Here is a 14,956-nt window from a genome sequence, read left to right as displayed (position 1 = left end):
GGCGATGACCCGGATCGAGTTCGAGCCCTGGGAGCCGGAGGAGACGGTCGGCAAGCTCTGGCACGCCTTCGCCAGCAGGCTCGATGCACCGGCCAGCCATGCGGATGCCGCGGTCGGGCTGGACGAGGTCGCGGGCCGGCTCGCGGTGTTCTTCCGGGGCCTCGGCGGCGGCGCCGGCGTGGAGATCCGCGCCGCCGCGCCGGAGGAGAGCCGGCACCGGCTCTCCCGCCGCCGCCGGCTCGGGGTCGCGGCCGAGCGCATCGCCCGCGCCGCCTTCGACGGCGAGACCCTGCGCCTGCCGCCGCGGCTGGCGGCCTTTCCCTGGCGCGAGGCCAATGCCGCGCTCTATCTCTGGCTGGCCGCCTGCGCGGCCCATGCCGTTCCGCCGCGCCCGGAGGCCGACCCGCTGGCCGCGGATGTCGCGCAGCTCGCGGCCGCGGAGGCGACCGTTGCCGCGACGCTCGGCGCCTGTCCGGGCCTGCGCGCGCTGCATCGCGAGCTCTGCACCGCCGCCCGTTCGCTGCGACCCCGGCGCGCCCTGCCCGCCGCCGAGGCCGCGCTCGAGGCCGCCATCCTCGCGATGCTCGGCGGAGAGCCCCCGCGGGATGGCCTCGCCGCGCGCATCCATGCCGCCATCCGCTCCGGCGCCGACGCGCGCTGGCAGGCGCCGCGTGGCTACCGCCCGCCGATGCCCGTGCCGCTCTGGCCGGCGTTCCGCGCCGCCGAGGCCGGCGCCGGGGCCGAGCCCGACGCGCCCCGGCCCGAGAGCCCGCGCGAGCAGACCGAGAGCGAGATCCGCCGCGCCCGCCGCCGCAAGGCCGACCAGCCGGCGCGCAGCGACAGCCTGATCCTGCACAAGTTCGAGGCCATCCTCTCCTTCGCCGAGTTCCTCAACCTCAACCGCCGGGTCGACGACGACGACCCCGAGACCGCGCAGAAGGCCGCCGAGGACGCCGACGAGATCGCCCTCGCGCGCTCCGAGAAGGCCCCCGCCACCCGGCTGAAGCTGCATCTCGACCTCTCGCCGGCTGAGGCCGAGCGCGAGCGGCTCTCCGGCGAGCATCTCTATCCCGAATGGGACGCGCGCAGCGGTGCCTATCTGCCCGACCATGCCCGCGTGCTGTCGAGCACCGCCGAGGCCGCCGCCGGGCCCGCCGCCGCCGATCCGGCCGCCGGGCGGCGCATCCGCCGGGTCAGGCGCCAGTTCGAGGCGCTGCGTCCGCGGCGGGTGCTGCTGCCGCGCCAGCCGGACGGCGCCGAGCTCGATCTCGACGCGGCGGTCCGCGCCGAGGCCGAGCTGCGCGCCGCCGGCCGGGGCAGCGAGCGGGTCTGGCTCGCCAGCCGCCCGGAGGCGCGCGACCTCTCGGTCTCGATCCTGCTCGACGTCTCGCGCTCCACCGAGAGCGCGGTCACCGGGCGGGCGGTCATCGAGATCGAGCGCGAGGCGCTCACCGCCCTGGCCTGGGGCATCGAGGCCGCCGGCGACGGCGTCGCGATCCATGCCTTCTCCTCGCTGCGCCGGAACCGGGTCTTCGTGCAGCGCTGCAAGGGCTTCTCCGAGCCGATGGGGCCGGTGGTGGAGGCCCGGATCGCCGGGCTCCGGCCGGGCTTCTACACCCGCCTCGGCGCGGCGCTGCGCCATGTCTCGGCCGGGCTCGCGCGCGAGGGCCGATCGCGCCGGCTGCTGCTGGTGATCACCGACGGCAAGCCGAACGATCTCGATCACTACGAGGGCCGCCACGGCATCGAGGACAGCCGCATGGCGATCCGCGAGGCGCGCCGGGCCGGCCATGCGGTCTTCGGCATCGCCGTGGACGCCGAGGGCAAGGCCTGGTTCCCGCGGATCTTCGGCCGCGGCGGCTTCGCGGTGATCGCGCATCCCGACCGGCTGACCCGCGCGCTGCCGGAGATCTACCGGCACCTGGTGGCGGCATGAAGGACCGCGCCGGCGCGCCCGCCAGCGAGCTCGACGCGCTGCCGGGCGACCTGATGATCTGGGTGCTGATCGTCTCGGAGCTTCTGGTCTTCGGCGCCGGTCTGGTCGCCTTCGCGGCCGTCCGCGCGACGGATCCCGAGGGCTTCGCCCTGGCGCAGCAGGGCCTCGACGGCAGGCTCGGCGCGATCAACACCGCGGTGCTCGTCACCAGCGGCTGGCTGATGGCGCTGGCGGTCCGGTTCCGCGCCTCCGGCAGGCGCCGCGATGCCCGGCTGGCGATCGGCGGCGCCGCTCTCCTCGGGATGGTGTTCCTCGGGGTCAAGGCGATCGAATACGCGCACAAGATCGCCGCCGGCATCGGCACCGAGACGCATGCGTTCTACACCTTCTACTACCTGCTGACCGGCTTTCACGCCGCCCATGTGGTGGCGGGCATCGCGATCCTCGGCCTCGTCGCCTGGCGCGACAGCCACGACAATCTCGAGACGGGGGCCGCCTTCTGGCACATGGTCGACCTGGTCTGGGTGGTGCTGTTCCCGGTGATCTACCTGCTGTGAGAGAGGCGATGCGCATCCATCTCCGCGACCCGCTGACACGCGCCTGGCTGCTGCTGCTGGGGCTCAGCCTCTGCACCACCGCCATCGCGATAACCCGGGACCGGCTGCCCGCGGCGCTGGCCGGCGCGCTCCTGCTCGGCTTCGCCTGGGCGAAGATGCGGATCATCATGCGCGGCTATCTCGGCCTCGCCGCCGTGCCGGCCATCGCGCGCGGCTTCGACGTCGCGCTGGGGGCGGCCGCGGTGCTGATCTATGCGCTGTTCCTGATCCCGGAGCTCTGAGCCGCCGGGCGCTACTCCGCCTTGCGCCAGAATTCCGAGCGGTCGCGGTTCACGAAGGCGCGCAGCTCCGCGGCATCGGCGATCGCCGCGTGGTTGCTGCGAACCTCCACGCCCGCCTCGCGCAGCCGCGTGAAGGCCCGGCTGAGGCTCTCCGGCTTCATGCCGAGGCGCCCGGCGATCAGCACCTTGTCATAGGGCATGGTGACGGTGCAGGCGCCGCTTTCGGAGCCGCAGAGGTTGAGCAGGAACTCGGCGACGCGCTGCGCGCCGGTCTGCGCCTTGAGCTGCTCGACCTGCGCCACCAGCTCGTGCAGGTGCCGATAGGTCGCCGAGAGGATGGCGGTGGCGATCTCGGGATTGGTGCGCATCCGGTCGAGCATGGTCGGCGCGTCGAGGCGCAGCAGCCGGCAGTCGGTCACCGCCTCGGCATTGACCGGATAGGTCACGTTCTGGAAGGCGACCGCCTCGGCGAAGCTCTGCCCCCTGGTGAAGACCGCGACCACGGCCTCGGAGCCGCCATGGGTGATCCTGAACAGCTTGACCCAGCCCTCGAGCACGATGAAGGCGCGGTGGGCCGGCTCGCCCTGCAGGAAGACGGTCTCGCCGCGGTCGTAGTTCCGGATCGAGGAATGCTGCAGCAATTCGGCCGTCAGCTCTTCCGACAGCCCGCCGAGGAGCGCGGATTGCCGGACCACTGCGGTCTCGCCGGGTGAAATCATGCGTCTGCCTGCCCTGTAATCGCGTTTCATGCCCCAATCGGTCCGCAGCGCGGACGCGAATCGCATGCTAGCACCGTTGGCCTCGCGGCCTCGCGATTTGATTGGAGCAGGGCGGCGGCGGCCGGTCGCCGCCGCAGGTCTCCGCGCGCCCCGGATCGGGCACTCGGATCGACGCTGAGAGGAAATTGGTGCGGTCGAGAAGACTCGAACTTCCACCCCATTGCTGGGACAGCGACCTCAACGCTGCGCGTCTACCAGTTCCGCCACGACCGCACCGGGGAACGGGGCGGAGATAGCAGCGCCGTTCACCCCACGCAAGAGCCCCGGTGCAGAATCTCCGCATCTTGCCGGGCGGCCGTGGAAGCCGTAGCACCGGGGCATGGTGGAATGGCGCGTCAGCGACGGACTGACCCCCTATGCGGAGGCAGAGGCCTGGATGGAGGCCCGTGCCGGGGCGATCGCCGCGGGCGAGGCGCCGGAATGCCTCTGGCTGCTCGAGCACCCCCCCCTCTACACCGCCGGCACCAGCGCCCGGCCCGAGGACCTGCTGGACCCGCGCTTTCCCGTGCATGCGGTGCGGCGGGGCGGGCAATACACCTATCACGGGCCGGGGCAGCGGGTGGTCTATGTGATGCTCGACCTGACGGCGCGGCGCCGCGATGTCAGGCGATTCGTCCACGCGCTCGAGACCTGGGTGATCGCGGCGCTGGCCAGCTTCCAGGTGACCGGGCTGGTCCGGCCGGGGCGCGTCGGGGTCTGGGTGACGCGGCCCGAGAAGCCGCCGCAGCCGGATGGCAGCCCGGCCGAGGACAAGATCGCGGCGATCGGCGTGCGGCTCCGGCGCTGGGTCAGCTTCCACGGCCTCGCGATCAATGTCGAACCCGATCTCGAGCATTTCGGCGGCATCGTCCCCTGCGGCATCCGCGGCCACGGCGTGACCAGCCTCGTGGATCTCGGCCTGCCGGCGGAGATGGCGGATCTCGATCTCGCGCTCAGGCAGACATTCGAGACCAGCGTGGATGCCATTTTGCCACGCCTCGACGCCCGTGATCCTTGACTTTAGCGATTTCTGAGTCCTCTCACGGGCGCTAGTTTCGACCGGTCGGCCCGGAGACGGCCGCAGCAAAGGAAGGGAGACAGGAATGATCAAGTCCGTGATGAAGGGCGCCCTCGCCCTGGCCCTCGTCGGCCTCGCCGGTGTTGCCCAGGCCGACGGCGACGCCAAGAAGGGCAAGCGGGTCTTCAACAAGTGCAAGGCCTGCCACGTGCTCGACAAGGAGCAGAACCGGGTCGGGCCGCATCTCGTCGGCATCATCGGCCGGCCGGTCGGCGCGGTGGAGGACTTCAAGTATTCCGACGCGATGATGGCCTGGGGCGAGGGCAAGACCTGGGACGACGCGACCCTCGCGGAGTATCTCGGGAATCCCAAGAAGGTCGTGCCCGGCACCAAGATGGCCTTCGCCGGCCTGAAGAAGGACGACCAGATCGCCGACCTCATCGCCTTCATCAAGAGCGAGTGACCGGCGTCCCGCTTCCGGACTGCGGCCGGCCCTCCCACGAATCGGGCCGGTCTCGGGCGTTCCCGCGCCGCGTGCGACAGTAGGCCCTTGCCCCTGCCTGCCCGAGACCGGCTGCGGCGCTTGTCCGGCCATGGGGCTCGCGCTATGACCAAGCGAGATATGTGAAAAACGGCGGACTCGCTCTGCTGCGACGCGAAATGGGAGATGTTCGATGGCTGACGCTGCAGTGCACGCGCATGACCATGGACACGGCCGCGGGTTCTTCACCCGCTGGTTTTGTTCCACGAACCACAAGGATATCGGGATCCTCTACATCATCACGGCGGGCTTCGTCGGGCTGATCTCGGTAGCCTTCACCTGGTACATGCGCCTCGAGCTCATGGAGCCGGGCGTGCAGTACATGACGATGAGCGACGGATCGCCGAACGGCCACCTGTGGAACGTGCTCATCACCGGCCACGGGCTGACCATGATGTTCTTCGTGGTGATCCCGGCATTGTTCGGCGGCTTCGGCAACTATTTCATGCCGCTGCACATCGGTGCGCCGGACATGGCCTTCCCGCGGATGAACAACCTCTCATTCTGGCTCTACGCCTCGGGCTGCACCATGCTGATCCTGTCGCTGGTGGTGCCGGGCGGCAATGCGCAGCTCGGATCGGGCGTCGGCTGGGTGCTGTATGCGCCGCTCTCGACCCGCGAGGCCGGCATGTCGACCGATTTCGCGATCTTCGCGGTGCACCTCTCGGGCGCCTCGTCGATCCTCGGCGCGATCAACATGATCACCACCTTCCTCAACATGCGCGCCCCGGGCATGTCGCTGATGAAGGTGCCGCTGTTCGCCTGGTCGATCTTCATCACCGCCTTCCTGATCCTGCTGGCGCTGCCGGTGCTGGCCGGCGCGATCACCATGCTGCTGACCGACCGCAACTTCGGCACCACCTTCTTCGACCCGGCCGGCGGCGGCGACCCGGTGCTCTACCAGCACATCCTCTGGTTCTTCGGCCATCCCGAGGTCTACATCCTCGTGGTCCCGGGCTTCGGCATCATCAGCCACGTGATCTCGACCTTCTCGAAGAAGCCGATCTTCGGCTACACCGGCATGGTCTTCGCGATGGTGGGCATCGGCGTGCTCGGCTTCGTGGTCTGGGCGCACCACATGTACACCGTGGGCATGAGCCACAACGCGCAGGCCTATTTCATGCTCGCGACCATGGTGATCGCGGTGCCGACGGGCATCAAGATCTTCTCCTGGATCGCCACCATGTGGGGCGGCTCGATCGATCTCAAGACCCCGATGCTCTGGGCCCTCGGCTTCCTGTTCCTGTTCACCGTGGGCGGCGTGACCGGCGTCGTGCTCTCCCAGGCCGGCATCGACCGCGCCTATCACGACACCTACTATGTCGTGGCGCACTTCCACTACGTGATGTCGCTCGGTGCCGTCTTCGCGATCTTCGCCGGCTTCTACTACTGGATCGGCAAGATGTCCGGCCGCCAGTATCCCGAGCTCTGGGGCAAGATCCATTTCTGGACCATGTTCATCGGTGCCAACATCACCTTCTTCCCGCAGCACTTCCTCGGCCGCCAGGGCATGCCGCGCCGCTATATCGACTATCCGGAGGCCTTCGCCTTCTGGAACGAGATCTCGACCTATGGCGCGATGATCTCGGGCGCGAGCTTCGTCTTCTTCCTCTACATCGTCTACTACACGGTGACGAAGGGCGAGAAGGTGACCGAGGCGAACTACTGGAACGACCGCTACGCCACCCTCGAGTGGACGCTGCCGAACCCGCCGCCGGAGCATACCTTCGAGCAGCTTCCCACCAAGGAGATGTGGGACAAGCAGCCGGCGCATCACTGAGGCCGCCACACATGGCGCCGCACGACGAAACGACGGCCGGGGCGGAAGCTCCGGCCGTTGCCGCTTCCGGCCCCGGCGCGGCGGCCGACTGGGAGGAACGGAACGATCCGCCCCTCTACCGCGCCACGATCTGGCCCCACAGGTCGCGCATTCCGGGCGGGCGCCGCCGGATCATGCTGATCGCCGCCGCCGGCTTCTCGATGCCGCTCCTGGCCGCCGCGGGCACCCGCGCCTTCTGGGGGCTGCTGCCGTTCTGCCTCGCCGGCCTCGGGATGCTCTGGCTCGGGCTGGCCCGCTCGGCCCGCGAGGGACGCCTCGTCGAGGAGCTCACCCTCTGGCGCGACGAGATCCGCGTCGAGCGCCGCGAGCCCACCGGCCGGGTGCTGCGCTGGCGCGCCTTTCCCGGCTTCGTCCATGCCCATCTGCACCCCCGGGGGCCGGTGAAACCCTATCTCACCCTGACCGGCGGCGGCCGCGAGATCGAGCTCGGGCGCGCCCTCACGGCGCCCGAGCGCATCGCGCTGAAGGCCGAGATCGATGCGGCGCTGGCCGCGCTCCGCTAGGCCTGTCATTCTTGAACCGACCGGTTTCCGCAGCCTGCGATCCCGGCTAGTCAGGTGCCGACAGGACAGGCGAGGCAAGCATGACCGACGAGCAGGGCGACCCCGGCACCGAGCGCGTTCCCGAGCGGGCTGAAGACGAATACCTGCTCGACAGCGAGCTCTTCGAGGCCGTGGTCGAGGCGGTCGAGGCGCAGGATGCGGGCGCGCTTGCCACGCTGATCGCCGATCTGCACGTCGCCGATCTCGCCGACCTCGTCGAGCAGCTCAAGTTCGACCAGCGCATCGCCTTCCTGACGCTGACCTGGCCGGTGATCGACAAGGACGTCCTCGCCGAGCTGCAGGAGAATGTCCGCGACGAGCTGCTGCCGGAGCTCGACCCGACCCTCGTCGCCGAGGCGCTGCGCGAGCTCGACACCGACGACGCGGTCTATGTGCTCGAGGGCCTCGAGGACGAGGCGCAGGAAGCCGTGGTCGAGGCGCTCGAGCCCTCCGACCGGGCGATGATCTCCAAGTCGCTGACCTATCCCGACTACTCCGCCGGCCGGCTGATGCAGTCGGAATTCGTCAAGGCCCCGCCGTTCTGGACGGTCGGCCAGATGATCGACGAGATGCGCAACTCCGAGCACCTGCCCGAGCAGTTCTACGATGTCGTGCTGGTCGATCCGGCGATGCGGCCGCTCGGCAAGATCTCGCTGGCGCGCATCCTCGGCTCGCCGCGCCCGGTGATCCTCGAGAGCCTGATGGACGAGCACATCCGCACGCTGCACGTGGAGGATGCCCAGGAAGACGTGGCCTATGCCTTCAACCAGTATCACCTGGTGTCCTGCCCGGTGGTCGACGACGACGGCCGCGTGGTCGGCGTGATCACCATCGACGACGCCATGGAGGTCCTGGAGGACGAGGCGGAGGAGGACATCAAGCGCCTCGGCGGCGTCGGCGACGAGGAGATCACCGACCGGGTCTGGGCGATCACCCGCCGCCGCTTTCCCTGGCTCGCCGCGAACCTCGCCACGGCGATCCTCGCCTCGGCGGTGATCGCGATCTTCGACGACGTGATCGGCAAGCTGGTCGCCCTCGCGATCCTGATGCCGATCGTCGCCTCGATGGGCGGCAATGCCGGCACCCAGACCCTCACGGTTGCCGTGCGCGCGCTCGCCACGCGCGACCTCACGCCCTCCAACATGATGCGCACCGTCGGCCGCGAGACGCTGGTGGGCCTGCTCAACGGGCTGCTCTTCGCGCTCGTGATCGGCGCGGCGACATGGGCGCTCTATGGCAACCCGATGCTCGGCGCGGTGATCGCGGCGGCGATGGTGGTCAACATGCTGGTGGCCGGGCTGGCGGGGATCCTGATTCCCATCGGGCTGGAGCGGATCGGCGCCGATCCGGCGCTCGCCTCGGGCACCTTCGTCACCACGGTGACGGATGTCGTCGGCTTCTTCACCTTCCTCGGGCTGGCGGCGCTCCTGCTGCTCTGACCCTCTCCCCCGACCCGCGGACTTGACCGAGGCGCCAGGCGCCTTCCATAGCACGGCGAAGCAACAGGAGGCCCCATGCACGCGATCCCCCAGAGCATCGACGAGACCCAGGAGCTCCTTGCCCGCACCGGCTATATCTGCGGCCGCGGGCTGGCGACGGTGACCTTCCTCGGCCTGAAGCTCGGCCGGCCGCTGTTTCTCGAGGGCGAGGCAGGCGTCGGCAAGACCGAGATCGCTAAGGCGCTGGCGCAGGCGCTCGGCAGGCGGGTCATCCGCCTGCAATGCTACGAGGGGCTCGACGCCGCCTCTGCGGTCTACGAGTGGAACTACCCGGCGCAGATGATCGAGATCCGCCTCGCCGAGATCTCCGGCGACCGCGACCGCGAGAAGCTGACCGGGGATCTCTTCTCGGAGCGCTTCCTCACCCGCCGGCCGCTGCTCGAGGCGATGAGCCCGCAGCCCGGCGGCGCGCCGGTGCTGCTGATCGACGAGCTCGACCGCACCGATGAGCCCTTCGAGGCCTTCCTGCTCGAGGCGCTCTCGGATTTCCAGGTCACCATCCCCGAGCTCGGCACGATTCGCGCCGCCGAGCCGCCGATCGTCATCCTCACCTCGAACCGGACCCGCGAGGTGCATGACGCGCTGAAGCGCCGCTGCCTCTACCACTGGGTCGACTATCCCGACATGGAGCGCGAGTTGGCGATCCTCCGGACCCGCGCGCCGGAGGTCTCCAGGACGCTGTCGGAGCAGGTGGTGGCCTTCGTGCAGCGCCTGCGCACCGAGGATCTGTTCAAGCGCCCGGGCGTCGCCGAGACCATCGACTGGGCGCGCTGCCTCGTCGCCCTCGACGCCGTGCAGCTCGATCCCGAGACCATCACCAACACGCTGGGCGCGCTGCTGAAATACCAGGACGACATCGCCCGCTTCCAGGGCTCCGAGGCACGCCGCGTGCTCGAGCAGGTGCAGGCGGGCATCGGGAGCGCCGCGTGAGCCGGGCGCCGGGGGCGTCGATCGCCGTCCCCGAGCACGGCCGGCTGGCGACCAACATCGTGCATTTCGGGCGGGCGCTGCGCGCCGCCGGCCTGCCGGTCGGCCCGTCCCGCATCGTCGAGGCGATCCGCGCGGTGGAGGCCGGCGGGCTCGAGCGGCGCGAGGATCTCTACCACACCCTCGCCGCCTGCCTGCTGAGCCGGCGCGAGCACCGCTCGCTGTTCGACCAGTGCTTCCACATGTTCTGGCGCGACCCGAAGATCCTCGAACAGGCGATGGGGCTGCTGCTGCCGGAGATCAGGGCGCCGGCCCACGAGCGCGAGAAGAAGGCGGCCGAGGCGCGCGCCGCGCAGGCCCTCACCGCCGGCAGCAGCGCCGCGCCGCCCAGGGCCGAGCCCGAGGGCGAGGAGATCGAGTTCGACGCCTCGCTCTCGTTCTCCGATGCCGAGCGCCTGCGCGGGCGCGACTTCGAGCAGATGACCGCCGCCGAGGAGGCCGCCGCCCGCCGCGCCATCGCCCGCCTCTCGCTGCCCGTCCGCCCGATCGCGACGCGGCGCACCCGGCCCGAGCCGCATGGCGCCCTGCCCGACTGGCGCGCGACGATGCGGGACGCGATGCGCCGCGGCGGCGAGATGCACGGCCTGGCCCGCCGCGGCCGGCGCCAGCGCTGGCCGGCGCTCGTCGCGCTCTGCGACATCTCGGGCTCGATGGCCTCCTACAGCCGGATGCTGCTGCATTTCCTCCATGCCGCCGCCAATGCCAGGCAGGCCGGCTGGAGCCGTGTCCATGCCTTCACCTTCGGCACCCGGCTGACCAACATCTCCCGGCACATGGCGCACCGCGATGTCGACGAGGCGCTGGCGCGCAGCGGCGCCGAGGTGCTGGACTGGGAGGGCGGCACGCGGATCGGCGGCTGCCTCGAGGAGTTCAACCGCGACTGGTCTCGCCGCGTGCTGGCCCAGGGCGCCGTGGTGCTGCTGATCACCGACGGGCTCGACCGCGACGACCCGGGCCGGCTGGCCGCCGCGGCCGAGCGCCTGCACCTCTCCTGCCGCCGGCTGATCTGGCTCAACCCGCTGCTGCGCTGGGACGGGTTCGAGGCCAAGGCGGCGGGCATCCGCGCGCTGCTGCCGCATGTCGACAGCTTCCGCGCCGCGCATTCCATCGCCAGCCTCGAGGCGCTCTCCGAGGCGCTGACACGCCCGGACGACAGCGGCGAGAAGGCCCGGCTGCTGCGCGCCGCCGGCGCCTAGCCCGGCCTCGGCGGGCGCCCCAGCGGCGTGGTGTCGATGCCGAGCCGCGCCCGCGCCGCCAGCATCATCGCGGCGCGATAGCCCACCATCGAGACCGCGAGGCCGATGGCCGCGCCCATGCCGCCGAGGCTCGGCACCAGCGCCGTGCAGAGGGTGATGTTGGCGGCGGCGCTCACCGCCATCCAGCGCATGTGCAGCCGCTCGAAGCCGGTCATGTTCATCAGGTCCGGCGCCGGCCCGCAGAGCGAGGCGAGCAGATAGCCGATGCCGAGCACGATAAGCTCCGGGAAACCCGCGGCATAGGCCGCGCCGAACACCCGCCCGAGGAACCACTCGCCGAGGAAGCAGGCGCCGATGAAGAGCACCAGGATCAGCCCGCTCGCCCCGCGCACGGTGGCCGTGACGATCCGCTGCAGGCCCGGGGTGTCGCCCTCGGCATGGAGCTTGGAGAACATCGGCGTCGCCACCATCGCGAAGGGCAGCGAGGCATAGTTGCCCAGCAGCGCGACCTGCAGCACCACCCGGAAGAGCCCGGTCTCGCGGTCGGTGCCGAGATTGCCGAGCACCAGCATCGCCGTCTGGTCATAGACCTGGAAGAGCGCGATCGAGGCCGCCATCGGCATCGCCGCCCGCACCCAGACCGGCACCTCGCGCCGCATCGGCCCGGGCGCCTTCACCTCGGCCGGCGCCAGCCGCCACAGGATCGCCAGGCCGGCCGCCACGCTCACCGCCGTGGCCGCGGTGTTGAGCAGCATCGCGCCGGGGGCATCCAGCGGCACCGAACCGGCGAGCCAGAGCGCCCCGAGGAGCAGCCCGAGCTGCAGCGCCGGCCGCACCACCAGCTCGGGCGTCAGCGCCGCCACCACCTTCTGCAGGCCGCGCAGCGTGCCGTTGAGCAGATGTCCGAAGGCCACCAGAGAGGCGATCGCCAGCCCGGCATAGAGCGTGTGCCGGCGCTCCGCCGACAGCGCCTCGCCGGCCAGCTCCGCCGCGCCGATGGTGGCCAGCGTCAGCAGCAGCCCGGCAACCAGCGCGATCCGGGCCGCCCAGGACCAGAGCCCGCGCATCAGCGCCCAGTCGCCGCGGCTCTGCGCCCGCGCGGTCTCGCGCATCAGCAGCACCGAGAGCCCGAGCCGCACGAAGACCGAAAGGATGTTGAGGATTGCCAGCGTGTAGGCATAGACGCCGAGCTGGTCCGGCCCGAGCACGCGGGCCAGCACCACAGCGACCGCCAGCAGGAGCACCAGATGCGCGGCATAGAGCATTCCGCTGACGCCGACCGCCATCACCAGATGGCGCCCGGTGCCGGTGCCCGGCGACAGGGCCGAAAGCCAAGGGCGGCGGTTCACAACCGCCGCCCTGGCAATCCGGATCGCTGTGTGATCATCCTGGAAATCTGGAGCGGGCGATGAGATTCGAACTCACGACTTCAACCTTGGCAAGGTTGCGCTCTACCCCTGAGCTACGCCCGCATGCTTCAGCGCGGAGGGATATCGCAGATATCCCGGGGCCTTGCAAGAGAGAATTTTGCGCGGCCCCTGCGCTGTTTGGTCGGAGTGAGAGGATTCGAACCTCCGGCCCCTGCCTCCCGAAGACAGTGCTCTACCAAGCTGAGCTACACTCCGTGCCGTGCCCCCCTATAATTTCCGCCGGCCGGTTGCGCAAGGGGGTCTGCGCCTCTTGCGGCGATCTGATGGCCTGACTAATCTGCGCCGACGTTGGGGCGTAGCCAAGCGGTAAGGCAGCGGTTTTTGGTACCGCCATGCGCTGGTTCGAATCCAGCCGCCCCAGCCATCTCCCATTCCTGCCGTCTCGCAGACCGCGTTCCTGGCGCCGGCCCGGCCGGCGCGATTCCCGCGCCCGGAGGCGAGTCCCTCGGCCGGACATGAGAAAGGGCGCCGCGGCGGGCGCCCTTCTCCGTGATATGGCGGGCAAGGCCTGCACCTCGCCCGGGATCGCGATCAGGGGAAGATGTCCCCGAAGCCGTCGATCGTGAAGATGAAGGCCTCGTCCCAGACATTGTCGCCCTGCGAGTCGCCGTCGCCGGCATCGTACTCGTCGTAGCCCGGGTTCTCGTACTGCGGGAACTCCGCACCGCCCTCGGACGCGTTGGTGAAGGTGAACTCACCATCGTTGCCGATGCCGGAACCGTCGGTCACGAAGAAGGCGATGTCACCCTGATCGAAGACATCGTCCTCGGTGCCGACATCGATGATCACCAGGGCATCGGCGCCGTCCTCGACCACCAGCACATCCCAGTTCGGGTTGTCGCCGCCGGTGAGACCGAAGTTCTCCTCGATGTTCTGCGAGATCGAGCCGAAGATCGCCTCGACATCGAGCTCGTTGGCCGGGTTTGCCAGGCCCTGGATGGCCGGGAACTCCTGCCACGCGCTGCCGAGCCCGCGGATATCGAAGAGATCCTCGCCGTGGACGAAGCTGACATAGGTGTCCGGGCCGCCCTCGGTCGGACGGCTCTCGTCGTAGGCGCCGATGACGTAGATGTCGTCGCCGTCGCCGCCGTCGATGGTATCGGCACCCAGACCGCCCTCGATGATGTCGTCGCCGTCGCCGCCGTCGATCACGTCGTTGCCGTCGTCGCCGGTGATCAGGTCATCGCCGTCGCCGCCATCGATGGTGTCGTCGTCGTCGCCGCCGCCGATATCGTCGTCGCCGTCGCCGCCGTCGAGCTCATCCTCGCCGCTGCCGCCGCGGATGAGATCGTCGCCGTCCTCGCCGAAGACGGTGTCGTTGCCGGTGTCGGCCGGGTTGTCGAAATCGTCGCCGTGGATCGAGTCGTCGCCCTCGCCGCCGAAGATCAGGTCGTCACCCTCGTCGCCTTCGAGCGTGTCGTCGCCCAGCTCGCCGTCGATGACGTCGTCGCCGGCACGGCCGTCGATCTCGTCGTCGTCGCTGTCGCACTCCTCGTCGGCCAGCTCGTCGGTGTCGTCGTCGCCGTCGCCACCGAAGATGGTGTCGTTGCCGTCGTCACCCTCGATGTCGTCGTCCTGGCCGCCGCCGAAGATCAGGTCGTCGCCGTCGCCGCCGTCGATGTCCTCGCCGAACTCGTCGTTGCCGATCAGCGTGTCGTCGCCGTCGCCGCCGTCCATGTCGACCTCGAAGCCGCCTTCGGTCAGCAGATCGAAGGCCGACACGTCGAGGTTGTCACGGCTCAGCATGTTCTCGACCAGCTCGCCATCGTCGCCCTGGGCGTCGATATCCACGCTGCCCACGCCGGAGATGATGAGATTGTCGTAGTCGAAGGTGCCGTTGGAGATGGAGATGTTGCCACCGTTGAGGTTGACCTTGGTGACGCCGAGCATGACCGCGTTGCGCAGGTCGAGGTCCTGATCCTCGCCCTGGTCGGTCCAGGCCGCCAGGCCCTCCGGCACCTTGAAGTCGTCGTCGATGGTGCCGACGGTGTTGATGTCGTTCACCCAGACATCCATGCCGTCCATGCCGTCGATGCGGATCGAGTTCTCGTCGATGCGGACCACGTCGTAGCCGCGCGCCTCGAGGGCATCCTCGACGGCATTGGTGACCTCGATGTCATCGGTGGCATCGGCAACGTCGCCGACGATGATGGTCTCGGTGACGTTCTTGCCCTTGATCAGGAAGTCGAAGACGAAGCCCTCGTTCTCGTCGTCGCCGTCCTCGTCCTCCTCGTCGCCGTTGTCGCCATCGGCCTGGAAGGTGATGGTGACGCCGTCGCCTTCGAGAACATCGTCGAGATCGGTGACGTTGAGCACGAAGCCGCCCGCCGCATCGGTGATCACGTCGTCGATGTCGGTGTCGCCGTCCTCG

The 14,956-nt window shown here is 69.9% G+C and carries 13 protein-coding genes and 4 tRNA genes; 11 read left to right on the top strand and 6 right to left on the bottom strand.

Going from position 1 to position 14,956, the window contains the following annotated elements:
- Window positions 1-4: 4 nt before the first annotated feature.
- The 3 genes from QSJ97_RS17975 to QSJ97_RS17965 are packed head-to-tail and all read left to right on the top strand — an operon-like array spanning window position 5 to window position 2,774.
- A complete protein-coding gene (locus QSJ97_RS17975) occupies window positions 5-1,936 on the top strand; it encodes a nitric oxide reductase activation protein NorD (RefSeq protein ID WP_285673433.1) in 1,932 nt (643 codons plus the stop codon).
- Window positions 1,933-2,493, top strand: coding sequence for a cytochrome c oxidase subunit 3 family protein (locus QSJ97_RS17970; RefSeq protein WP_285673432.1), 561 nt, complete (start codon window positions 1,933-1,935; stop codon window positions 2,491-2,493). The genes QSJ97_RS17975 and QSJ97_RS17970 overlap by 4 nt, the downstream gene beginning before the upstream one ends.
- An 8-nt stretch (window positions 2,494-2,501) precedes the next feature.
- Window positions 2,502-2,774, top strand: coding sequence for a nitric oxide reductase F protein (locus QSJ97_RS17965; RefSeq protein WP_285673430.1), 273 nt, complete (start codon window positions 2,502-2,504; stop codon window positions 2,772-2,774).
- Window positions 2,775-2,785: 11 nt separating this feature from the next.
- Here QSJ97_RS17965 and QSJ97_RS17960 read toward each other — a convergent pair whose 3' ends face one another.
- Entirely contained in the window at window positions 2,786-3,469 is a 684-nt protein-coding gene (locus QSJ97_RS17960; RefSeq protein WP_285673429.1) for a Crp/Fnr family transcriptional regulator, read from the bottom strand.
- 210 nt (window positions 3,470-3,679) lie between these two features.
- Window positions 3,680-3,766 (bottom strand) — tRNA-Leu (locus tag QSJ97_RS17955).
- A gap of 106 nt (window positions 3,767-3,872) precedes the next feature.
- Here QSJ97_RS17955 and lipB point away from each other — a divergent pair.
- The 7 genes from lipB to QSJ97_RS17920 all read left to right on the top strand — a co-directional run bounded on the left by lipB (window position 3,873) and on the right by QSJ97_RS17920 (window position 11,155).
- The gene (gene lipB, locus QSJ97_RS17950) at window positions 3,873-4,550 is read left to right on the top strand and encodes a lipoyl(octanoyl) transferase LipB (protein ID WP_285673427.1); all 678 of its coding nucleotides are present in this window, start codon (window positions 3,873-3,875) and stop codon (window positions 4,548-4,550) included.
- A gap of 85 nt (window positions 4,551-4,635) precedes the next feature.
- The gene (locus QSJ97_RS17945; protein WP_285673426.1) at window positions 4,636-5,013 is read left to right on the top strand and encodes a c-type cytochrome; all 378 of its coding nucleotides are present in this window, start codon (window positions 4,636-4,638) and stop codon (window positions 5,011-5,013) included.
- Window positions 5,014-5,224: 211 nt separating this feature from the next.
- Window positions 5,225-6,871, top strand: a complete 1,647-nt coding sequence (gene ctaD / locus QSJ97_RS17940; RefSeq protein WP_285673425.1) for a cytochrome c oxidase subunit I — start codon at window positions 5,225-5,227, stop codon at window positions 6,869-6,871.
- An 11-nt stretch (window positions 6,872-6,882) separates the two neighbouring features.
- A complete protein-coding gene (locus tag QSJ97_RS17935; RefSeq protein WP_285673424.1) occupies window positions 6,883-7,434 on the top strand; it encodes a DUF2244 domain-containing protein in 552 nt (183 codons plus the stop codon).
- Window positions 7,435-7,514: 80 nt separating this feature from the next.
- Window positions 7,515-8,912, top strand: coding sequence for a magnesium transporter (gene mgtE / locus QSJ97_RS17930; RefSeq protein WP_285673422.1), 1,398 nt, complete (start codon window positions 7,515-7,517; stop codon window positions 8,910-8,912).
- Window positions 8,913-8,987: 75 nt separating this feature from the next.
- Entirely contained in the window at window positions 8,988-9,902 is a 915-nt protein-coding gene (locus QSJ97_RS17925; RefSeq protein ID WP_285673421.1) for an AAA family ATPase, read from the top strand.
- Window positions 9,899-11,155 carry a vWA domain-containing protein gene (locus tag QSJ97_RS17920; protein WP_285673419.1) on the top strand — a complete coding sequence of 419 codons (1,257 nt, stop codon included), beginning with the start codon at window positions 9,899-9,901 and terminating at the stop codon, window positions 11,153-11,155. The genes QSJ97_RS17925 and QSJ97_RS17920 overlap by 4 nt, the downstream gene beginning before the upstream one ends.
- On the opposite strand, the gene QSJ97_RS17915 is transcribed toward QSJ97_RS17920, so the two are convergent.
- The 3 genes from QSJ97_RS17915 to QSJ97_RS17905 all read right to left on the bottom strand — a co-directional run bounded on the left by QSJ97_RS17915 (window position 11,152) and on the right by QSJ97_RS17905 (window position 12,780).
- The gene (locus tag QSJ97_RS17915; protein WP_285673418.1) at window positions 11,152-12,504 is read right to left on the bottom strand and encodes a lipopolysaccharide biosynthesis protein; all 1,353 of its coding nucleotides are present in this window, start codon (window positions 12,502-12,504) and stop codon (window positions 11,152-11,154) included. The genes QSJ97_RS17920 and QSJ97_RS17915 overlap by 4 nt on opposite strands.
- 48 nt (window positions 12,505-12,552) lie before the next feature.
- A tRNA-Gly gene (locus tag QSJ97_RS17910) sits at window positions 12,553-12,627 on the bottom strand.
- A 76-nt stretch (window positions 12,628-12,703) separates the two neighbouring features.
- Window positions 12,704-12,780: transfer RNA gene (locus tag QSJ97_RS17905), tRNA-Pro, on the bottom strand.
- A 94-nt stretch (window positions 12,781-12,874) separates the two neighbouring features.
- On the opposite strand from QSJ97_RS17905, the gene QSJ97_RS17900 reads away from it, so the two are divergent.
- Window positions 12,875-12,949 (top strand) — tRNA-Gln (locus tag QSJ97_RS17900).
- A 167-nt stretch (window positions 12,950-13,116) separates the two neighbouring features.
- Here QSJ97_RS17900 and QSJ97_RS17895 read toward each other — a convergent pair.
- Window positions 13,117-14,956, bottom strand: a 1,840-nt coding sequence (locus QSJ97_RS17895; RefSeq protein ID WP_434220932.1) for a calcium-binding protein, incomplete at its 5' end; no start/stop codon positions are given.

The organism is Paralimibaculum aggregatum (assembly GCF_030270585.1).
GTDB classification, from domain to species: Bacteria; Pseudomonadota; Alphaproteobacteria; order Rhodobacterales; family Rhodobacteraceae; genus Thermohalobaculum; species Thermohalobaculum aggregatum.
The sequence above is the reverse complement of the archived record's forward strand: the minus strand, read 5'-3'. Positions and strand labels throughout refer to the sequence as shown.

Bases quoted from the DNA above. Each gene is read 5' to 3' on its own strand.
- QSJ97_RS17975 (WP_285673433.1), top strand. From the start codon at position 5: ATGACCCGGATCGAGTTCGAGCCCTGGGAGCCGGAGGAGACGGTCGGC.
- QSJ97_RS17945 (WP_285673426.1), top strand. From the start codon at position 4,636: ATGATCAAGTCCGTGATGAAGGGCGCCCTCGCCCTGGCCCTCGTCGGC.
- mgtE (WP_285673422.1), top strand. From the start codon at position 7,515: ATGACCGACGAGCAGGGCGACCCCGGCACCGAGCGCGTTCCCGAGCGG.
- QSJ97_RS17925 (WP_285673421.1), top strand. From the start codon at position 8,988: ATGCACGCGATCCCCCAGAGCATCGACGAGACCCAGGAGCTCCTTGCC.
- ctaD (WP_285673425.1), top strand. From the start codon at position 5,225: ATGGCTGACGCTGCAGTGCACGCGCATGACCATGGACACGGCCGCGGG.
- QSJ97_RS17935 (WP_285673424.1), top strand. From the start codon at position 6,883: ATGGCGCCGCACGACGAAACGACGGCCGGGGCGGAAGCTCCGGCCGTT.
- QSJ97_RS17970 (WP_285673432.1), top strand. From the start codon at position 1,933: ATGAAGGACCGCGCCGGCGCGCCCGCCAGCGAGCTCGACGCGCTGCCG.
- QSJ97_RS17965 (WP_285673430.1), top strand. From the start codon at position 2,502: ATGCGCATCCATCTCCGCGACCCGCTGACACGCGCCTGGCTGCTGCTG.
- lipB (WP_285673427.1), top strand. From the start codon at position 3,873: ATGGTGGAATGGCGCGTCAGCGACGGACTGACCCCCTATGCGGAGGCA.